This is a genomic window from Verrucomicrobiia bacterium, assembly GCA_035460805.1.
In the GTDB taxonomy this organism is placed as follows: Bacteria; Patescibacteriota; UBA1384; order CAILIB01; family CAILIB01; genus DATHWI01.
In genome coordinates, this window is the sequence record DATHWI010000157.1 from 1 (window position 1) to 19,030 (window position 19,030).

At 53.6% G+C, this 19,030-nt stretch carries 21 protein-coding genes; 17 read left to right on the top strand and 4 right to left on the bottom strand.

All coding sequences use genetic code 11. From position 1 onward, the window contains the following. The 10 genes from ligA to VLA04_06380 form a co-directional block, all read left to right on the top strand. Positions 1–1,645: NAD-dependent DNA ligase LigA (ligA, locus tag VLA04_06335; protein HSI21271.1), on the top strand; the 1,645-nt coding region annotated here is incomplete at its 5' end. Positions 1,646–1,701: 56 nt separating this feature from the next. Then, positions 1,702–2,013 carry an Asp-tRNA(Asn)/Glu-tRNA(Gln) amidotransferase subunit GatC gene (gene gatC, locus VLA04_06340; protein HSI21272.1) on the top strand — a complete coding sequence of 104 codons (312 nt, stop codon included), beginning with the start codon at positions 1,702–1,704 and terminating at the stop codon, positions 2,011–2,013. Next, a complete protein-coding gene (gene gatA, locus VLA04_06345) occupies positions 2,013–3,500 on the top strand; it encodes an Asp-tRNA(Asn)/Glu-tRNA(Gln) amidotransferase subunit GatA (protein ID HSI21273.1) in 1,488 nt (495 codons plus the stop codon). Before gatC ends, gatA begins: the two co-directional genes overlap by 1 nt. Positions 3,501–3,503: 3 nt before the next feature. After that, positions 3,504–4,160: a peptidylprolyl isomerase gene (locus VLA04_06350; protein ID HSI21274.1), complete on the top strand. Its 657-nt coding sequence runs from the start codon at positions 3,504–3,506 to the stop codon at positions 4,158–4,160. Continuing rightward, positions 4,161–4,601 (top strand): hypothetical protein, encoded by a 441-nt coding sequence (locus VLA04_06355; protein HSI21275.1) that lies wholly within the window; start codon positions 4,161–4,163, stop codon positions 4,599–4,601. After that, a complete protein-coding gene (gatB, locus tag VLA04_06360; GenBank protein ID HSI21276.1) occupies positions 4,598–6,043 on the top strand; it encodes an Asp-tRNA(Asn)/Glu-tRNA(Gln) amidotransferase subunit GatB in 1,446 nt (481 codons plus the stop codon). Before VLA04_06355 ends, gatB begins: the two co-directional genes overlap by 4 nt. Before the next feature lie 11 nt (positions 6,044–6,054). Further along, positions 6,055–7,806, top strand: coding sequence for a carboxypeptidase regulatory-like domain-containing protein (locus tag VLA04_06365; protein ID HSI21277.1), 1,752 nt, complete (start codon positions 6,055–6,057; stop codon positions 7,804–7,806). 9 nt (positions 7,807–7,815) lie between these two features. Then, on the top strand, positions 7,816–8,088 hold the full coding sequence (locus VLA04_06370) for a hypothetical protein (GenBank protein ID HSI21278.1): 273 nt from the start codon (positions 7,816–7,818) through the stop codon (positions 8,086–8,088). Positions 8,089–8,090: 2 nt separating this feature from the next. Further along, positions 8,091–9,281 carry a trypsin-like peptidase domain-containing protein gene (locus VLA04_06375; protein HSI21279.1) on the top strand — a complete coding sequence of 397 codons (1,191 nt, stop codon included), beginning with the start codon at positions 8,091–8,093 and terminating at the stop codon, positions 9,279–9,281. A 132-nt stretch (positions 9,282–9,413) separates the two neighbouring features. Beyond that, positions 9,414–10,283, top strand: coding sequence for a hypothetical protein (locus tag VLA04_06380; GenBank protein HSI21280.1), 870 nt, complete (start codon positions 9,414–9,416; stop codon positions 10,281–10,283). 94 nt (positions 10,284–10,377) lie between these two features. On the opposite strand, the gene prmC is transcribed toward VLA04_06380, so the two are convergent. The 4 genes from prmC to VLA04_06400 all read right to left on the bottom strand — a co-directional run bounded on the left by prmC (position 10,378) and on the right by VLA04_06400 (position 13,158). Then, positions 10,378–11,283 carry a peptide chain release factor N(5)-glutamine methyltransferase gene (prmC, locus tag VLA04_06385; GenBank protein HSI21281.1) on the bottom strand — a complete coding sequence of 302 codons (906 nt, stop codon included), beginning with the start codon at positions 11,281–11,283 and terminating at the stop codon, positions 10,378–10,380. Further along, entirely contained in the window at positions 11,280–12,374 is a 1,095-nt protein-coding gene (gene prfA / locus VLA04_06390; GenBank protein ID HSI21282.1) for a peptide chain release factor 1, read from the bottom strand. Before prfA ends, prmC begins: the two co-directional genes overlap by 4 nt. Next, entirely contained in the window at positions 12,361–12,648 is a 288-nt protein-coding gene (gene rpmE, locus VLA04_06395) for a 50S ribosomal protein L31 (GenBank protein ID HSI21283.1), read from the bottom strand. Before rpmE ends, prfA begins: the two co-directional genes overlap by 14 nt. A 75-nt stretch (positions 12,649–12,723) precedes the next feature. Then, positions 12,724–13,158, bottom strand: a complete 435-nt coding sequence (locus VLA04_06400; GenBank protein ID HSI21284.1) for a hypothetical protein — start codon at positions 13,156–13,158, stop codon at positions 12,724–12,726. A 196-nt stretch (positions 13,159–13,354) separates the two neighbouring features. Between VLA04_06400 and rpsB the strand changes: the two genes are divergently transcribed. The 7 genes from rpsB to VLA04_06435 form a co-directional block, all read left to right on the top strand. Then, positions 13,355–14,191 (top strand): 30S ribosomal protein S2, encoded by an 837-nt coding sequence (gene rpsB, locus VLA04_06405; GenBank protein ID HSI21285.1) that lies wholly within the window; start codon positions 13,355–13,357, stop codon positions 14,189–14,191. A gap of 15 nt (positions 14,192–14,206) precedes the next feature. Then, the gene (gene tsf, locus VLA04_06410; GenBank protein HSI21286.1) at positions 14,207–14,692 is read left to right on the top strand and encodes a translation elongation factor Ts; all 486 of its coding nucleotides are present in this window, start codon (positions 14,207–14,209) and stop codon (positions 14,690–14,692) included. 119 nt (positions 14,693–14,811) lie between these two features. After that, positions 14,812–15,849, top strand: a complete 1,038-nt coding sequence (locus VLA04_06415; GenBank protein HSI21287.1) for a hypothetical protein — start codon at positions 14,812–14,814, stop codon at positions 15,847–15,849. A 298-nt stretch (positions 15,850–16,147) separates the two neighbouring features. Further along, positions 16,148–16,705 (top strand): ribosome recycling factor, encoded by a 558-nt coding sequence (gene frr, locus VLA04_06420; GenBank protein HSI21288.1) that lies wholly within the window; start codon positions 16,148–16,150, stop codon positions 16,703–16,705. Next, complete coding sequence (locus VLA04_06425) at positions 16,705–16,902, top strand: hypothetical protein (protein HSI21289.1); 198 nt, start codon at positions 16,705–16,707, stop codon at positions 16,900–16,902. The genes frr and VLA04_06425 overlap by 1 nt, the downstream gene beginning before the upstream one ends. A gap of 2 nt (positions 16,903–16,904) precedes the next feature. Next, the gene (locus VLA04_06430) at positions 16,905–18,011 is read left to right on the top strand and encodes a site-2 protease family protein (GenBank protein ID HSI21290.1); all 1,107 of its coding nucleotides are present in this window, start codon (positions 16,905–16,907) and stop codon (positions 18,009–18,011) included. A 9-nt stretch (positions 18,012–18,020) separates the two neighbouring features. After that, a partial coding sequence (locus VLA04_06435) for an aminoacyl--tRNA ligase-related protein (GenBank protein ID HSI21291.1) occupies positions 18,021–19,030 on the top strand: 1,010 nt, incomplete at its 3' end.

Genomic DNA, 19,030 nt, shown 5'->3' on the forward strand with positions numbered 1-19,030 from the left:
GGAAGATGTCACGCTCAATGCCCGTACCATCCAGGCTATCCCGCTGCGTCTCACGCGCGTAATCCCTGGCCGCTTTGAAGTGCGCGGCGAGGTGTACATCACCAAGAAGGACTTTGCCATCATAAATGGTGAGCAAGAGAAGAAGGGGCTTCCCATATATGCAAACCCCCGCAACTTGGCGGCGGGAAGCATGCGTCAACTTGACCCTGCCCTGGTTGTCCAGCGGCGGCTTAGGTTTTTCGCGTACGCCGTTGCTGGTGAGCACGGCCTGGAGACGCATGCTGGTGAGCATGCTCTGGCGGCCGAGCTCGGGTTTCCTGTAGAGCCGCACAGTGTTCTGTGCGCCAGCATTGAAGAAGTGGAGCAGTTTTTGAACCAGTGGGAAGAGAAGCGGAAGGGCCTCCCTTACCAAACTGATGGCGCAGTGGTGAACATCAACGATGAAGCTGTATTTGAACGGCTCGGTGTAGTAGGTAAGGCGCCCCGCGGGGCCGTGGCCTTTAAGTTTTCGGCTGAACAGACGACAACTATTGTTAAGGATATTACCCTTCGCGTGGGGCGGACGGGTGCCATTACCCCTACGGCCGAATTTGAACCAGTCCGTTTGGCTGGTACAACAGTTGCCCGTGCCACCCTGCATAATGCTGATGAAATTGCCCGCAAGGACATCCGCATAGGTGACACCGTCATTATCCAAAAGGCAGGGGACATCATCCCTGAGGTCATTGAGGTGGTGAAAAGCCTCCGTCCCGATGACACGAAGCCGTTTCATTTCCCTAAGGAACTCTCCGGGGTGCCAGTTATCCGTCGCGACGGTGAGGCTGCACATTACGTAGATGTCAGCGCCCTGACAGCGGCAGACGACCAGAGCGGCGCAGTTGTCCTGGATGACATCCTTAAGCGCAAGTTGGAACACTTTGCGAGCAGGGGAGCTATGGATATTACGGGGCTCGGCGAGAAGGTGTGTGCCCGCTTGGTGGACGCTGGATTGGTGAGCTCTTTTGCTGACCTGTACGGAGTTTCTAAGGAGCAGCTCCTTACCGTAGAAGGCTTTGCCGACTTGTCTGCCGAGAACCTGGTGCAGGCCATTGCGGAAAGCCGCAACCGCCCGTTTGCCAAGCTGTTGTTTGGCCTAGGAATCCGCCATGTAGGCGCCGAGACTGCCATTACCATTGCTAACGAACTGGTTGAGCGCGGGCGCATGATGGGGAACGACGAGCTGCTCTTTGAGGAGGCGGTGGCTATCCTGCGTGCAATGACGCCTGAGGCATTCAATGCGCTTCCTGACGTTGGCCCGGTAGTGGGACAGAGTCTCTACGATTATTTCCAGAATTCCCATGAGCAAACAGTTTTGGACCAGCTCATTGCGGCAGGGATGCGGGCACCTTTGGTCATTCCAAAGCAGAAAGCGGGAGGAGCCTTTACGGGCAAGACGGTGGTACTTACCGGCACTCTGGACAACTACAGCCGTGAAGAAGCAGGTGAGCTTATCCGGGCTGCGGGTGGGAAAATTTCCAGCAGCGTAAGTAGCGAGACTAGTTACGTTTTGGTGGGGGACAAGCCTGGAAGCAAGTTGGCGAAGGCCGAACAATTGGGCGTTGCAGTGCTGGACGAAGAATCATTCAGCGCACTGCTCGCGGGGTAATTTTGCTTCAGATGCAATCTGGTCTGTCCCTGTAAGTCCTGCTACCATAACCTTATATGTCAGAACTCTCCCGCTCCGATATCCAGCACCTGTCCCGCCTTGCCCGCCTCAGCCTTACGGAAGAGGAGTACGAGCGGTACGCAACCCAGCTTACCCAGGTGGTGGGCTATGTTGACCAACTCTCTTCGGTGGACACGAGCCATGTGGAATCCCGCGTGGGAGTGACTGGACTCACCAATGTGATGCGTGCCGATGTCCCGGTGGAGTCAGACTTCAACTTGGATTTGGCGCTTTCTGCTGCCCCACGCCGTGACGGCGATTATATTGAAGTACGTGCTGTACTGGGCGGGGAAACGGAGTCTGCCTAATGGCCAAGCCTCTCTATACCCTTACCATTGAAGAAGCGGCCGCGGGGCTGGCAGCTGGTGAGTATACCTCCCTGGAATTAACGGAAGCCTGTCTTGCCCGGATTGCTGACGTTGAGCCTAAAATCAACGCTTTTGTGACCGTGCTTCCAGACCTCGCCCGCGCCCAGGCAAAAGAAAGTGACGAACGCCGCGCTGCAGGCAAAACCTGTGGTACTTTGGATGGCATCCCCTACACCTTGAAAGATGTCTATGCTACGAGTGATTCGCCAACCAGCGCCTCTTCCCACATCCTTGAGGGATGGGTCGCGCCGTACAGTGCCACCGTCTATCGCAAGCTCCGGGAGGCAGGCGCAGTTATTTTAGGCAAGACAAACACCGATGAATTCACCATGGGTGTTTCCACCGAAACATCGTATTTTGGTGTTACCCGCAACCCGTGGGATACCGAGCGGGTGAGTGGTGGTTCCTCTGGTGGTCCTGCTGCTTCTATGGCAGCCCACATGGGACTCTTCTCCATTGGTACGGACACGGGCGGTTCCATCCGTCAGCCTGCTGCCTTTTGTGGTATCGTTGGCCTTCGCGCAACCTATGGGCGTGTTTCCCGTTGGGGTGAAATTCCAATGGCTAGCTCCTTGGATCAGACCGGCCCTATGACCAAAACAGTGCGCGATGCCGCCATTGTCTTGGGCGTGCTTGCCGGCCATGACCCGTATGATGCCACCTCCTCACCACTTCCAGTGCCAGACTACGTAGCGGCCCTCCCTCAAGGTGACCAGCCGCTCAAAGGCCTCCGCGTGGGCATCCCCACCGAGTACTTTGGCGAAGGGGTCACACCAGAGGTAGAACAGCTTGTACGGGAAGCCATCGCCGAAATTGAGAAGCTGGGCGCAGAGGTGAAAGAAGTTTCTTTTCCCGATGTCTCACACGCTCTCGCTGCGTACTACATCATCAACCCGGCAGAAGTTTCTTCCAACATGGCCCGCTACGACGGCATCCGCTATGCCCACTCCATTGAGCGCGAGGAAGAACACGAAAGCCACTCGCTCTACGACATTTACGCCAAGACCCGCGCCTCTGGGCTAGGTGCAGAAGTGAAGCGGCGTATCATGTTAGGCACCTATGTCCTTTCTTCCGGTTACTACGACGCCTACTATAAAAAGGCAGAGGCGGTGCGCGTTGCCCTTTCCCAAAAGTTCACAGAGATCTTCAAAGAGGTTGATGTCCTTGCGGCGCCCGTTTCCCCTCATACTGCCTTTAAAATTGGCGAGCAGGTAAATGACCCGCTAGCCATGTATAAAGAAGACATCCTCACCGTGCCGGTTAACATTGCGGGACTGCCGGGAATGAGTGTGCCGTGCGGGTTTGCCAAAGGGCTTCCCGTTGGCCTGCAACTTATTGCCGAGCGGTTCAACGAGGAAGCAATTTTGAACGTTGGGGCAGCCTATCAATCCGTAACAGCGTTTCACGCCGAACAGCCTAACCTTTAGCTTATGAAACAATCCACCCTCGCCATATTGGTTGGAATCATCCTTATCCCTGTAGTGGCGCTTATCATTAGCTTCCAGGGCAAAGAGAAGAAGCCTGAAGTTGAAGTAACCAACACCCCTAACAACGAAAACGTGCAAAACGCAGCCGACCTCAAAGACCCAGAAGACGTAGTGACCGCCAAAAAGGTAGTCCTCAATACGAGTAAGGGCGATATCACCATCAACCTCTTCCCAGACGAGGCGCCAAAGACTGTGAAGAACTTTGTGACCCTAGGGAAGCGTGGTTACTACACCGGCACCTATTTCCACCGTATTATTAAGGATTTTGTCATCCAAGGCGGCGACCCAACCGGTTCCGGCCGTGGTGGTGAGAGTATCTTTGGCGTTCCGTTCCCTGACGAGATTAACAGTCATAAGATTGTGAAAGGCACTGTCGCCATGGCTAACGCCGGCGTAGGTACCAACGGCAGCCAGTTCTTCATTGTGACCAAGGCTGAACAGCCGAGCCTAGACGGGAAGCACACTGCGTTTGGCCAGATTGACCCTGCCTCCCAGGGCGTGGTTGATGCCATTGCCTCAGTTGCAGTGAACGACCCCGACCAGGGCACCCCAGTAAATACCGACGAAGTAAAAATCACCGGTTTCGGATTCGGAGAATAAATGGCCCGACGTCCCCAAGGTACTCCTGAACAACGAGCGGTAGAGAGCGTACTGTCTACGCTCTGGGCCCTTTTGACATTGCCTTTCAAAAACAAGGCAAAGGGGATTGATACCCATACCGCCAACGAGATTGCCCGCCACTGGGGGACGGTTTTGGAAATGGTAAGCAGCCCGGCCACAGAAGCAATGGCGGTAAGCGAGGCAGACAAACTGTTGGATGCCGCGCTTCAGGCGATGAACTACGGTGGCGGCAGCATGGCTGACCGTCTCCGTGGCGCCGAAGGCCGCTGGGGAAGGGAGCTCACCAATGAGGTGTGGAGGGCGCATAAGCTCCGGAACCAGATTGCCCACGAAATGGGGATGCGGTTGGCGCCGGGCCAGGCCCAAGTAGCCATCCGGACGTTTGCCACTGCACTCCGTAACTTGGGAGTATCCGTATGAGTACGCCGTACCGCATTATTGTAGGGTTGGAAATCCACGTGGAACTGGAAACGGCCACCAAAATGTTTTGCCGTTGCAAAAACGACCCCTTCCACGCAGACAAGCCAAACACCCACATCTGCCCAGTTTGCCTAGGACTTCCTGGTGCACTCCCGGTGGCCAACGAAGAGGCGATTAGGAAATCTATCCTGGTTGGCCGTGCTTTGGGTTGCAGTATTGCGCCGCTCTCCAAGTGGGACCGCAAGCACTACTTTTACCCAGACCTGCCAAAGGGGTACCAGATTTCTCAGTCTGATATGCCACTCTGCGAGGGTGGTGAACTTCTTCTCCTCGACCAAAAAGGGGAGGTGGAAAGCCGTATTAGTTTTGAGCGAGCGCACTTGGAAGAAGATGCGGGCAAACTTATGCATGGTGCAAAGAAAGGGTATAGCCGTGTTGATCTGAACAGGGCCGGTGTCCCCCTCCTGGAAATGGTTTCCAAGCCGGACATTACGTCCGCTGCCCAGGCGCGCCGTGTCCTCCAAGAGCTGCAGCTTCTTGTCCGGACGCTTGGCGTCTCCACGGCAGACATGGAAAAAGGGCAGATGCGTGCTGATGTGAACATTAACATTGCCTTTGAGCATGAAGGCGTAGAAGTCCGCACCCCTATTACCGAGGTGAAGAACGTAAACTCTACGCGGGCGGTGGAGCGGGCAATCATCACCGAATCCCAGCGTCACTACGACGAGTGGATGGCTAACGGGCCAATCCGTACCCGGACATCTAAAATTACCGCTGGCTGGGATGAGGATACAGAGTCCGTCAATGTGCAGCGCGCCAAAGAAGGTTCGGCAGACTACCGGTACATGCCAGAGCCAGACCTGCCACCAGTGGCGGTGCATGAAATTGAACGCCTGAACCCAGAGCATATGCTTCTGCCTGCCCTGCCTAATGACATTCGGAAAGAATACCTGGGCAAGGGCCTTGTAGCTGCTGATATTGAACTTCTCTTTGAGCAAAACCAGCGCATGCTGCAGTCGCTGCGGGAGCTGGAAGCGGGTGGGATGCCCGCCAAAGAAGCGGCCAAGTGGCTTATTCAGGTCCCAGGCAGTGAGCAGCTTTCAGCGGCTCACTTGCAAGAAGTGAGTGCCGCTACGTCCGGCGGGTCAGTTTCCTTTTCTGCTTTGAAACCCCTTATCCCGGAACTTGCCGGGTACCTGCGTGATGGGAAAAGTGTCCAGTCGTTCTTTGAGGCCAAGCAACTCCTACAATCTCACGACGACGGCGTGGTACAATCAGCAATAGCAGAAGTGATGAGTGAAAATCCGCAAGCTGTTGCAGACTTCCAGAGTGGCAACGAGCGCATCCTTGGTTTCTTTGTTGGCCAGGTCATGAAAAAGTGTGCTGGGAAAGCACAGCCTGCCCGGGTCCAAGAAGCGGTGCGCAAAGCGTTAAGTATATAAAGGTATAGGGTATGGCGAACGAGGGGCAAGACACATCATCCAAGCCGGAGGCACCGGCAGCTTCAAAGGTGGACACTACGGTTCCGCCAGCCAATGACGTGCAGGCGAATGAGCCCGTGGTGGAGGAAATCCCGCCACACGAAGGTGTAAAACCAGAAGAGAAAAAAGACGCCAAAGAAAAAGGCCCACGCAAGAAGCGAAGGGTCTGGGTGTGGCTTTTGGCAATTATCCTTATCCTTGGGGTGAGCGGGGTGGCTGCCTGGCAGTTCGGCTGGTACAAGCCAGTTTATGACAAAGTGTATGCAGCCTCCGTCAGCTTTAAGGTACGGGAAGATGACAAGTATGCGCTCGAAGGCGTTTCCTTGGCATTCCGTGACAAAACCTATACTACCGACGCTAGTGGCCAGGTGAATATCACTGGGGCTGTGGCGGGTGACTGGCCCATTTCTATCGCGAAGGATGGGTATGTTCCCTACACGGCTACTGTTACTTTGAAGCGGGGGGACAATGGTTCCCTTTCCGTTTCCCTCAAGAAAGAGACAGCCAAAGTCTATTCCGTCAAAGGCTTGGTTACAGACTACGTGAGCGCCCTTGCCTTGAGTGAGGTCCAAGTAAGCCTTGGTGGCAAGAGTGCCAAGACTGCAGCTGACGGGTCCTTTACCGTGGATGACCTGGTGGCCGGTGAGTTTAAGCTAACTCTCAGCAAAGCCGGGTTTACTACAGTAGAAGTGCCACTTACCGTCTCTCCCACTACTGATGTTGCAAAAGTCTCCATGGTACCCACGGGGAATGTTTTGTATGTCTCTAACCGCGACGGGAAGCGTTCCATGTACGTGGCGAAATACGACGGCAGTGGCGAGCGCCAGCTGGTAGCGCCAGTGGCCGGCACGGAAGACTTTGGCCCAAGCGTTTCTCCTGATGGAAAGCGTGTGGTCTTCTCCTCAACCCGTGACAAAATTCCCAGTACTTTTAACGGCCGCTACCTCTCACGCCTCTACGTGGTGGATATCGACGGTAAAAACCTGAAGAAAGTAAGTGACGATGTAAGCCCTGCTGCGGTCACATGGTCCGCGAACAGCGGGTTCATCTACTTTGAAGCGTACAAAGACTCCAAGTTGAGCGAGTATGTCCGACGTTTCTACGACGTAAGCAAGGCGAACACCTTTGAGCTGGGGGAAACGTCCAGCGGGGCCTACATGATGGGGACTGCCACCAAGGCCATTTATTCCGTTTCGCGGAACACAGAAGGCTACAACTACGTCTATGACATTAAGTCGGTAGATTTCGTGAGCGGTGAGCGCCGCACGATCATAAGTGACATTGAAGACCTGCTCACTAGTGAGCCAATGGAATTTGTTTCCGACGATACTGCATTCACATACGAAACACAGGATGGCAACGGGCGTAAGCGGTACCAAGCCGATTTCCAATCTGGTGAAAAGAAAGAGATTTCCTTAAAGCAAGACGCCGAGCGCGCATACTCCGTGAGCCCAGACGGCACACGTAAGGCCTTCATTGAAACCCGCGACGGTAAGAACGATATCTACACCGTGAACAACGCAGGGGTTGATGAACGTCGCATCACTACCTTTGGGGTGGTAAGCGCCTTGGCCCCTATTACCTGGGATACCACCAGCCGGTACATTACGTTTGCCGTGGTACGGGAAGGTGAGAATGGTATCTATATTGTTTCTGCCGCAGGAGGGGAGGTGCGCAAGATTGTAGACTTCACCCCAGACAGCGAGCCGGTCCCCTACTACTAAGTCACCCCAATGGTTTCAACGCTCGATATCCTGTATATTGTTCTGGCTTTCTGCAGCGTGATGCTGACCGTCATTCTTGTTGTGCTTGGGATAGAGGTCATTGGCGTTGTGCGCGATGTCCGTCGCATCTCCAATAACATAGAGCACATTGCGGGAATGGTGGACCGGGTGGCCATGGTAGTATTCCCCGGCATAGAGCGCATGGCAAAAGGGGCCGAGAGTATTGAAAAGACCGTAGGCTCTTTCTTGAAGAAGAAGGCCGACATGATAAGTAAACGTTAGGCATGGAAGACGATATGTTCATTGGGCGGCGAAGGTCCGCCAGCCAGCTAGGAATGATTGTTGTCCTTACGGTGATCAGCCTTATTGCCGGCCTTGTAGGCGGAGCAACTGGTTACGTGGTCATTGCGGACAGCGATTCTTCATGGGCGCGTACTATCCGTAGCCAGCTAGGAATTAGTGGCGACAGCCCGCTTACCGTAGCAACCCGCCGCAGCGTCCGCCTGGAAGAAAGCTCTGCCGTCATTGATGCCGCTGAGAAAGTCTCCCCGGCAGTGGTCTCCGTTACCGCCAGTCAGCAAGTGGCAGACTTCTTTGGACGGGTCTCTGACGAGGAAGTAGGCGGGGGAACGGGCTTTATCATTACTAGCGACGGCCTGATTGTCACCAACAAGCACGTGGTGGCGCAGCAGGCTACCTACAAGGTCATCCTGAACGACGGGCGCATCTTCGATGCAAAAATCCAAGCCATAGACCCGCTCAACGACTTTGCGGTACTTAAGATTGATGCCAAAGATTTGCCAACGGTAGAGCTTGGCTCAAGCGATGCCTTGGAGATTGGGCAGTATGTCATTGCGGTGGGGAATGCCTTGGGTGAATTCAATAACTCTGTGACCCTGGGTGTGGTGTCTGCCAAAGACCGGAACCTTACCGCGGAGAACGAGAACCTAAGCGACCTTATCCAAACTGACGCCGCTATCAACCCTGGCAACTCGGGTGGTCCTCTTGTAAACCTGGAAGGCCAAGTGGTTGGTATTAATACCGCCATTGCCAGCAACGGTTCGGGCGGATCCATTGGCGTAGGGTTTGCCATTGCTATAGACAGCCTGAAGAGCGTGGTGGATTCTGTACGCAAGACGGGTGAAATTGTTCGGCCATACTTAGGCGTAAGGTATGTGCCAATTACCAAGGCGGTAAAGCAGGCCAACAGCCTCTCGGTGGACTACGGCATCTTGGTTGTCCGTGGCTCAAGCGTTTCCGACCTCGCGGTCGTACCAGACAGCCCGGCAGCAAAAGCAGGAATCCTGGAGAATGACATTATCCTGGAAGTGAATGGCGAGCGTATCGATGAGAACAACCCGCTTACCCGCCGTATGCAAAAGTACGAGGTAGGTCAGGAAATCTCACTCAAGGTTATCCGTGCCGGCCAGGAACAGACTATCAAGGCGACACTCGAACGGCTCCCTGCCTCTTAGTCAGGTTCCCATTCAGGAAAGACTTCTGGTTACTCAGAAAAAGAGCCTCGGTATTCCGGGGCTCTTTTGTTGTTGCAGGGCATTTGTTAGAACTAGGTAACGCTCACGCGAAATGAACCTTGGAGGTGATATGTGCTACGTAATGGTTATAAGTTACTTCTAGAGGGCAGACCGCCTCTCTCAACGTTCTCACTCTTTCCAGTCACGGGACCTTGGGCAGAGTACTACGACTTTGAATTCCCCCTTTTTGAGGAAGTAGGAAACGAGCTCCTTCTTTACTGGTACGACGACCTGGAAATGTCCGAGCCCCTGGTAGCCTGTATTGTGCACCGCGGGTACTCCCTTTTTTCGGACAGCGACCCTGCGGACTGGTGCTTTGCTAAGAAGCTGCAAATACGCAACACGGTGCAGCATCTGCGCACCATTGTTACGGCTTGCCCTCAGGTGCCAACCAGTACACAGTCAGAGCTTCTCCTGCATGCCCTGCGACTTCTCATCACAGGCGAGTACTTTGTTAACACCTGGAAGATTGAGACTGAGTCAAATGAGGATACTGGTTTCCTTTCATACTCTTCTTGGTTGGATAGGGCGTTTGGTGAGGTGAATCTCACCTCACCCTTACTTCCTCTTCATATCCAGACAATCATTGACGGGGCAAATGCCCTTTACCAATGGTCGCAGTGGCACACGCGCTACATGGTGGAAGAAGCGCTGGGTAAGCCAATGGCGCGAAAAGACCCGCACGAGGTGAGCCTCACTTCACGGGACCTTGAACGCGAAAGCAGGCAATTGGGGACACTTCTGGAGCTCTTTATGGAGCGCCTAGATGTTTTCCGGGCCCAGCTGGTTGAATACGAAGAGGGCTCATTCAGCTTCACGCTGCAAAATGACATGCTCCGTCTCCTGATGGTGAACAGCTTGCTGTTAGGGGAGGTGGAACGACTTCGCTACCTAATGACTATCGATCAGTGGATCAATAGTCGTAACCGAGACGAGCCTTAGGGCTCGTCTCATTTTTTGCCAAGTAGAATTGTTGCCTGCACAAAAGTATTAGCATACACCGAAGGTGTATTCAGGCATTTCTTCCTTTGGCGCGCTACTTTTTAGCGGGCAACAATTCTAATATTCTGTCGAGGCCGGCGTAGTCCTGGTGCACTGTACAAAGCTTATCGGGAAAGGCGGCAGTGGCCAGGGGAGTGATGGCGGTAGTTTGGGTATCACCATATTCAATAATGACCGCACCGCCTGCCTCTAAGTGAGTGGGTGCCTCAGCAAAAAAGCGGCGGTAGATATCCAAGCCGTCGGCACCGCCAAAGAGTGCCACATCAGGTTCGAAAAATACCACATCTGGCTGTGCACCTGTTTCTACCTGCCACGTAGTTTCTACGTAGGGGAGGTTGGCAATGATGAGGTCGAAAGGACGGGTGGTAATAGAGGAGTGGTCAAACAGGTCGGCTTCAATACATTTGAGGACAACCAAGTCTGTGCGGCTCCCCTTTCCTAAAATCTGCCAGTTTTCCTGGGCCTGCTCTAATGCCTCTGGTGCAATGTCGGTTGCGATTATGGTCGCGGGGATGCTTTGTGCTGAGAGTTCCAGGGCCAGGGAAATGGCAATTGGCCCTCCCCCGGTTCCCAGTTCCAAAATGCGCAGCGGGCAGGGCTTGCCCGTTGCTTTGAGGTGGCTTTGAAAATAGGGCACTGCCCATGCAAGGGCACGCTCTACGGCGCCCTCGGTTTCCGGGCGTGGGATTAAGGCGCGCTTGTCCGCCATGAAGCGGCGGCCATAGAATTCCTTGTAACCAACAATGTGGGCCACAGGTTCGTTGTTTTCCCGGCGGGTGAGAGAAGATTGGTATGCTTCTTCTTGTGCGGGCGTAAGTACCTGTTCCCCATGGGTATGGAGATGGCTACGGTCACAATCCAACACTGCCGCTAGGAGTACCTCGGCGTCGCGGAAGGAAATAGTGCGGTCTGATACGTTTAACGCTTCCGCAATGGTCATGCGGCGGCATTAGCTGACGCCTGTTCCCGGAGTTCGTCTTTGTGGGCACGAAGGAGGCTGGCGACAATATCGTCAATATACCCTTCCATAATATGGGGAAGGTTTGACCAAGACTCACCAATGCGGTGGTCGGTAATGCGGTCCTGAGGGAAGTTGTAGGTGCGGATTTTCTCGGAACGGTCCCCCGATCCAATTTGGGAGAGGCGGGTCTGGGCACGCTCAGAAGCGAGTTGCTGGCGCTTCAGCTCGTAGAGGCGGGCGCGGAGCACGGTCATGGCACGGGCTTTGTTTTTGGTTTGGGAGCGTTCGTCTTGGGACGTTACCACGAGGCCGGTGGGTTTGTGGGTGATGCGTACGGCAGAGTCCGTGGTGTTTACATGCTGTCCACCAGCGCCGCCTGAGCGGTAGGTATCAATTTGGAGGTCACCGTCGTGTACTTCCACATCGGCCTCTTCGGCTTCGGGAAGGATGGCCACCGTGGCAGCGGAGGTGTGGATGCGTCCAATCTTTTCGGTCTCAGGAACGCGCTGGACGCGGTGCACGCCACTCTCAAACTGGAGGTGGCGGTAAACGTCTTCACCGATAATTCCTGCAACCACTTCTTTCATGCCGCCTAGTTCAGAGCGGTTGAGCGTGGTGATTTCCACTTTCCAACCTTGGCGTTCGGCGTAACGGCTGTACATGCGGAAGATTTCGCCTGCAAAGAGCTCGGCTTCATCGCCACCGGTACCGGCACGGATTTCCAGGATGATGTTCTTGCTCTCATCTGGGTTATGGGGAAGGAGAAAGTCCTCGATTATTCCTTCAAGCTGAGTGATCTTTTCTTTCAGGGGTTCAATTTCGCCCTCGGCCATGGCGGCCATGTCTGCGTCATCGCTGCGCAGCATTTCTTCAGCTTCGGTGAGCTGTTTCAGGGCGATGGCGTACTCGTCTGCGGAACGCAAAAAGTCTTCCAGTTTGCGGTGGCGACGGCTAATCTCCGCCGCTTTTTCTGGAGCATCATATAAAGAGCTATCCTGAAGTTTCAGGGATAGCTCTTTATGTTCGGCGCGAAGCGCCTCAAGGGCACCGTGTAGCTTAGGCGTTTGCATTATCAGCCTCGGCTGTAGGGGCCTCTGGGGCCTTGGTGACAGCGCGGGCAGAAGCAGCCGCTTGGCGATCGGCAGCTTGCTGCTGGCGAGCGTTGAACTTGTCTACGCGTCCGGCCGTATCGATAAGTTTAGACTTACCAGTATAGAGCGGATGGCAGTTAGCACAAATCTCCACGCGAGTGTCGCCGGCTACTGTAGAGCCGGTTTCAAACGTGTTCCCGCAAGCGCAGGTTACCGTGATGGTGTGATACTGAGGGTGAATTCCTGTTTTCATGACCTGGGTACTCTACCTGATTCCGATAAAAAAAGAAACCCCTCACAGTGAGTGAGGGGTTTGGAACGAAAAGACTTAGATAAATTGTACCCAGAGCCTTTTTCCCATGTCATCCGGGTCGGGCCATTCGAAAGGCGTTCCCTGGTTAGCGGCTAGCTTTCTCAGGATGTCCTCTTCAAGGAAGAAGTCCACTTTCAGGTAGTGGCCAAAGTACTCGGGGTGTTTCTTTGGGCAGAAGGTTGCCCCGAGCAAGGTTCTGACCCCTTCGTGCTCCTTTACGACCACAAGCAGGGAGAATACGCTCTTCCGTCCACGGGTGGTGGGAGAAAGGCGTTTTCCTTGCAAGAAGGCGCGTAGGCGTTCGTGTAGGGGTGGCTGGACAGCCACTTTGTGCGAGAGCCGTGCCTGGACGATGTAAGAGGCGACATCTGGTAGGTACGGGTTACAATCTATGGGCTTTGCCACGCTCTCCATACCAATGGGGAGCGGGCTTTTGGTCATTGGATTCAAGTTTCACGCTCCACCCTCTGTTTGAGAGAGCTTAATCAATGCTTGCACGTTATAGGGTTTTCAGGTATAACTGTCAAGTATCTAAACAGTTATCCCCTCGCTGCGAGGATGCTCGTCACTCCTGCTAAATGGCCTCCGTTTAGTCCAGACGTGCATGTGAATCGCCAGCAGGAATTAAAGGAGTAAGGAAAACCTTATGCCAACCGTTTCTATTCCCGAACTACGGGAGCTTATGCAGGCGGGCGTTCATTTTGGTCACGCTTCCGGGCGCTGGCACCCTAAAATGGCGCCGTATATTTTTGCGACCCGCGACAAGTTGCACATCATGAACCTGGAAAAGACCCAGGAACAGCTTGCAACCGTCCTTCCTCTTTTGGAAGAGCGTGCGCGTCAGGGCAAAATGATTGTTCTTGTCGGTACTAAGAAGCAGGCCTCCCCGCTGGTAGCGGAGATTGGTGCTCGCCTTGGTATCCCATACGTTTCCGAGCGCTGGCTTGGTGGCACAATGACCAACTGGGCAGAGATGCAGGCAAGTATTGCCCGTATGAAGCGCGTAGAAGGCATTCTTGCTGACGAAGAGCAGGCAGGCCGGATGATCAAGAAAGAGCGCGTAGCAATGGAGGGTGACCTCAAGCGCATGCGTGTAAAGTTTGGCGGTATCCGGGATCTTACCCGTAAGCCAGACGTACTCTTTGTTATTGACCCGAGCTACGAGCACAACGCCATTAAAGAGTGCCGCGACGAAGGTTTGGAAATCTTTGGTATCTGCGATACCAACAGCAACCCAACCCAGCTTGACCACGTAATCCCTGCCAACGACGACGGACCAAAATCCCTCAAGCTCGTTTTGGGAATGGTAGAGCAGGCTATTGCTGCCGGCCTAGAAGCCCGTGGCAAAGAAGTGGCCAAAGCCGAAAAAGAAAAGGCTGACGCCGCTGAAAAGGCAGAGAAAGCCGAAGCTGCGCCAGTAGCCGAGAAGGCTGAAAGCGCTGAAAAGGCTGCACCAGCCAAAGAAGCAAAGTCCAAAAAGTAAGCAAGAACACTTACCATGCCAAACTACACAACTGCTGACATTGCCGAGCTTCGTGAGATGACCTCTATGGGTCTCATGGATGTGAAAAAGGCACTTGATGAAGCTGATGGTGACAAAAAGCAGGCACTTGCTCTCCTCGCAGAGCGCGGCGCCAGCATTATGGCCAAGAAATCTGGCCGTCATGCCGCTGAAGGTGTGATTGAGGCCTACGTTCACGCTGGCCGCATTGGTGTTCTCGTTGAAGTAAACTGTGAGACAGACTTTGTTGCCCGTGGCGAAACCTTTAAGGAGTTCGCCCACGACTTGGCACTGCAAATCTCCAGCATGGCCCCTGCATCAGTAGAGGAGCTGCTTGGACAACCTTTTGTAAAGGACAGTAAGCTGACCATTGCTCAGTACCTTGCGGATGTTACCGGCAAGTTGGGTGAGAAAATTGTCATCTCCCGCTTTGACCGCTACACACTTGGCGAATTGGCAGGCGAAAAGCCAGCCGAGGACTAAGTCCAGTGAAAAGGGCGCCGCAAGGCGCCCTTTTTTGTATCTCATCTTGATTAAGCAGGTGGCTTTCGTTATGATCACGCTGCTGTAAAAAGCGACATTTAAAAAGGAGGTGGCAGTTGGTGGATAGCCAAAGTCACGAAGAAGAGAAAGCTGACTGCCCACTCCTGCATGAGCAGGCTTGGTGCAACTTAGTAGAAAGCATCGTCAACGAATTGGATAAGGGAAAAACGCTTGCAGAAATTGCACACGCTTTGACCATTGAATACCGGGATGCCTCCCGAGCCGTGAGAGAGTTCCTTGCTAGCAGCCAGTTTGGTATTGATTCAGTCTGCCAGCTTAAGAATTACATGCAGCGTCACCCGGGCGTGGTACAGCAAAGCATCAATGCTTTGATGGAGGGTGTTCAATTTTCCCCGCCGATCCTCGTGATACGGACCGAGGGAGGGAAGAAGGAGAAGCTTGTCCCTAGGTACCTTCGCATTCGTGAGGCTGCTGAACGGTTACATCTATCAATTGAAACGGTGAGAAGGCATTGGAAAACCGATGGGAAGATTGAAATCCCAGAAGACTTTATAACTCTGAAGGAAGTAGTTGACCTGCCTGAGTTTCAACACCTGAAACCGAAAATTGATAAATGGCGTGCTTCAGGCCTCTTTGTTTTCCGTTCTGCCTTTGGACTTTACTTCGTAGATAACGAGGGTTTTGCGGAACTTGCTTACCTCATTGAGTTGGAGAGTGCCATGAGAGTGAGTGTGTGCGTGTGTTGTGGAAAGGAATTCCAATCCAAACGCTTACGCAAATATTGTACCCATCGGTGCTTTACGCGTACCAGACATAACCGCCTAGTTGCATCGGGATACAGCATTAAGGAACCCCAAGGTTGGCATGCCCGACTGGCAGAGGCACTTGCGGATAAACAAGGGCTGGGAGGAAGTCCTCAAGAGGGGTGGCTAACTCTCGCGCAGGCCAGAAGACTGACAGGTTTAACAGCCATGCAAGTTGGTTGGCTTGGGAAGACTGGCCTAGTCACAACCCGCCCTCACCCCACAAAGTTGTGGCGGGGTACGCCAGTCACGCAGTATGCGGCAAGTGAGCTGGAAGTTGTCAAAAAGGTCTACCAGGACTGGCAAGGACAACATCCAAAAAAGATCCCTTAAAGAGCGATGAACAGTCGCTCTTTTTTCTTGCGTAAAAAGAGTAGACGGGAGGCCGGTTCTCAGGTATGGTTACAAGGCTAAGTTTCCTACTTACCCCGCCAGGGCACATGGCAACGACCATGTGACCCATTCCCCATTGGACTCACCAATAAAGAGTCCGTTTGCCCTCACGCTAGTGACGGGCCATCGCCACACAGGCCCTCCCGCGGGAGGGCCTTTTACTTTCCCTGGGTACTTATGGATGCCAGGGGTTTCTGCTACCATGAACGCGATACGATCTTGTAACCCACATTTTCCTATGGTCCAGCAAATGGTCTCTGCCGCAAAACCTAAGATGGATGCCGCTATCGCTCACTTTGGTGATGAGCTGAAGACGGTCCGTACCGGCCGTGCTAACGCCGCTATGCTTGATGGGGTTATGGTAAGTGCCTATGGTTCCATGATGCCGCTTAAACAGGTGGCCACTGTCACTAGCCCTGAGCCGCAGCAGCTCATGGTCCAGCCGTTTGACGCAGGGCTGTTGAACGATATCCGAGTAGGCATTGTCCAAGCCGACATGGGCTTCAACCCTTCGGATGACGGACGGACACTGCGCATTGTCATCCCCCCGCTAACGGCGGAGCGCCGGGAAGAACTGGTAAAGAAAGTGGGTAAGATGGCAGAGCAGACCCGCATTACCCTTCGCAATATCCGGGCTGAAGTATGGGAGCATGTGCAGAAGGCTCAGAAAGACGGCCAGATCTCTGAAGATAACCGTGACTGGGGCCGCGATGAAATCGACAAGGTCACAGGCGAGTACAATAAAAAGGTTGAGGCGTTGGTGAAAGAAAAAGAAGTGGAGATTACCACGGTCTAATGTCGATCCTCGATTCCAGTATTGCGCCGTATATTTTCCTTGTAGCGGGGTTTTCATTCCTCGCCGGCTTTTTCCGGAAAATTCTCGTGAAAGTTGTTATTATCCTTGCAGTTGAAATTATCTTTTTAGCGCTCTTCCCTAAACTTCTCGTCCACTTTGTAAACCTGGTTTCCCAGGCAAGCAATCTCATCCGCTGACAATGTCCTTCCTCCTCACCCTTATTGCCTTCCTTCTTATTCTTGGCGTGCTCGTCTTTATTCATGAGCTTGGCCATTTTGCGGTTGCCAAGTGGATGGGGATGAAGGTTGATGAATTTGCCATTGGCTTTCCTCCTCGTATTTGGAGCAAGCGCAAAGGGGAGACGCTCTACTCTTTGAATGCCATTCCTTTTGGCGGCTATGTGAAAATCCACGGCGAGACCCCCGAGTCCCAGGATGAGGACCCCCGTTCCTTTGAACAAAAGTCTGTCTGGGCGCGCATGGCAGTGATTGTGGCGGGTGTCACCATGAATGTGCTCTTTGCCTTCGTCATTTTGACGGTCGCTTTTTCTGTGGGCTTTGTGTCCATCAGCCAAGACCTTGAGCAGGTTCCTGGCGCCACCAAGAGGCAGACCCAGGTATTGGTGGCCGATATCCAAGAGGGGGGAGGGGCAGACAAGGCCGGCGTCAAACCGGGTGACCTTATTAAAGGTTTTGTCAGTAGTGAGGACGGCGCCTTTACGGAAGTGACTACGGTTGCCCAACTGACTGCCTATACCAAAACACAGCAGGAACTGGGAATTAGCACAGTTAAGATTTCCTTGAACCGTAATGGGGAACTGATTGAGACAACGGCAGAAATCGCCAAAGAGGGGCCTCCCCTTGGCGTATACATCCAGCCGTTCAGTACCGTTCGGGTACCAGTTTGGCAGGCCCCAATTGTTGCCGTAAAAGAGATTGGTGCGATTATTGCCGTTACCTGGGACGCCCTTGCTGGTTTTTGGAACAAACTCTTCTTCTCTGCACAGTTGGACCCTAATGTGTCTGGTCCGGTTGGCATCTACCAGGCTACCGGATCTGCAACCCAGGCTGGCGCCATCTCCACCATTTTCCTTATCGTTGCGCTTTCCCTCAACTTGGCACTGCTCAACATTCTGCCCATCCCCGCCCTGGATGGCGGTAAACTTCTTTTTCTTATTATTGAGGCAATTATCGGGAAGAAACGAATGAACCGTCGTCTCGAAAGTGCCATTACCTTTGCCGGTTTCGTCATGCTCATTGGCCTCATCCTTATCCTGAGCGTGCGTGACGTCATTCGGTTGTTTTAAACCCTAGCTATGCGTCAATCACAGTTGTTTGGAAAAACGCGCCACTCTATTTCCCAAGAAGAAGAGAGTGTAAATGCGCAGTTGCTCACCCGTGGTGGGTACATCGATAAAACCGCTGCCGGAGTCACCTCCTTCCTTCCTCTTGGCCTCCGTGTCCTGGAGAACGTGAAGGCTATTATCCGCGATGAGCTTAACAAGCTTCCAGGAACCCAAGAAGTCCTCATGACGGCCCTGCAGCCAAAGGATCTATGGGAAGAGACTGGTCGTTGGGATCACGAGGGTGTGAAAGAGGTTATGTACCGCGTAGAAGATGCTTCCATGGGACTTGGTGCCAGCCACGAGGAGAACGCAGTGGACCTGTTCCGTAAATTCGTACAGTCCTACAAAGAGCTCCCGCTGTCCATCTACCAAATCCAGACCAAGTTCCGGAAAGAGCTTCGTGCCCGCTCCGGCTTGCTTCGTGGTCGTGAGTTCCAGATGAAGGACATGTACAGCTTCCATGTCACCAACGAGGACTTTGAGCAGTACTACGAAGAGACTGCTCAGGCCTACTTCCGCATCTTTGAGCGGATGGGACTCCACACCCTTCGCACAGAGGCTTCTGGCGGCATGTTCTCTACCCAAAAGTCCGACGAATTCCAGGTGGTTAACCCAGCGGGGGAAGACCTTATTTACCTGAACGCGGCCGGTGACCAGGCTTGGAACGAGGAGGTGGTGGAAGAGGGGAATGAAGACAAGCTTAGGGAATGGGGCGGGGGAGAAATCCGCACTGCCCGTTCTACCGAAGTGGGAAATATTTTCCGTCTTGGCACCAAGTATACCGATGCCATGCATGGGGAAGTGGCTGGCGAAGATGGCCAGCAGACCCAGGTTATTATGGGATGCTACGGCATTGGCGTTTCTCGGTTAGTGGGAGTAGTTACCGAAGTGTTTGGTGACACTGAGAAGGGAAAGATTGCCTGGCCAGAGTCTTTGGCCCCGTTCAAAGTGCACGTTATTGACCTGACCCAAGACAAGCA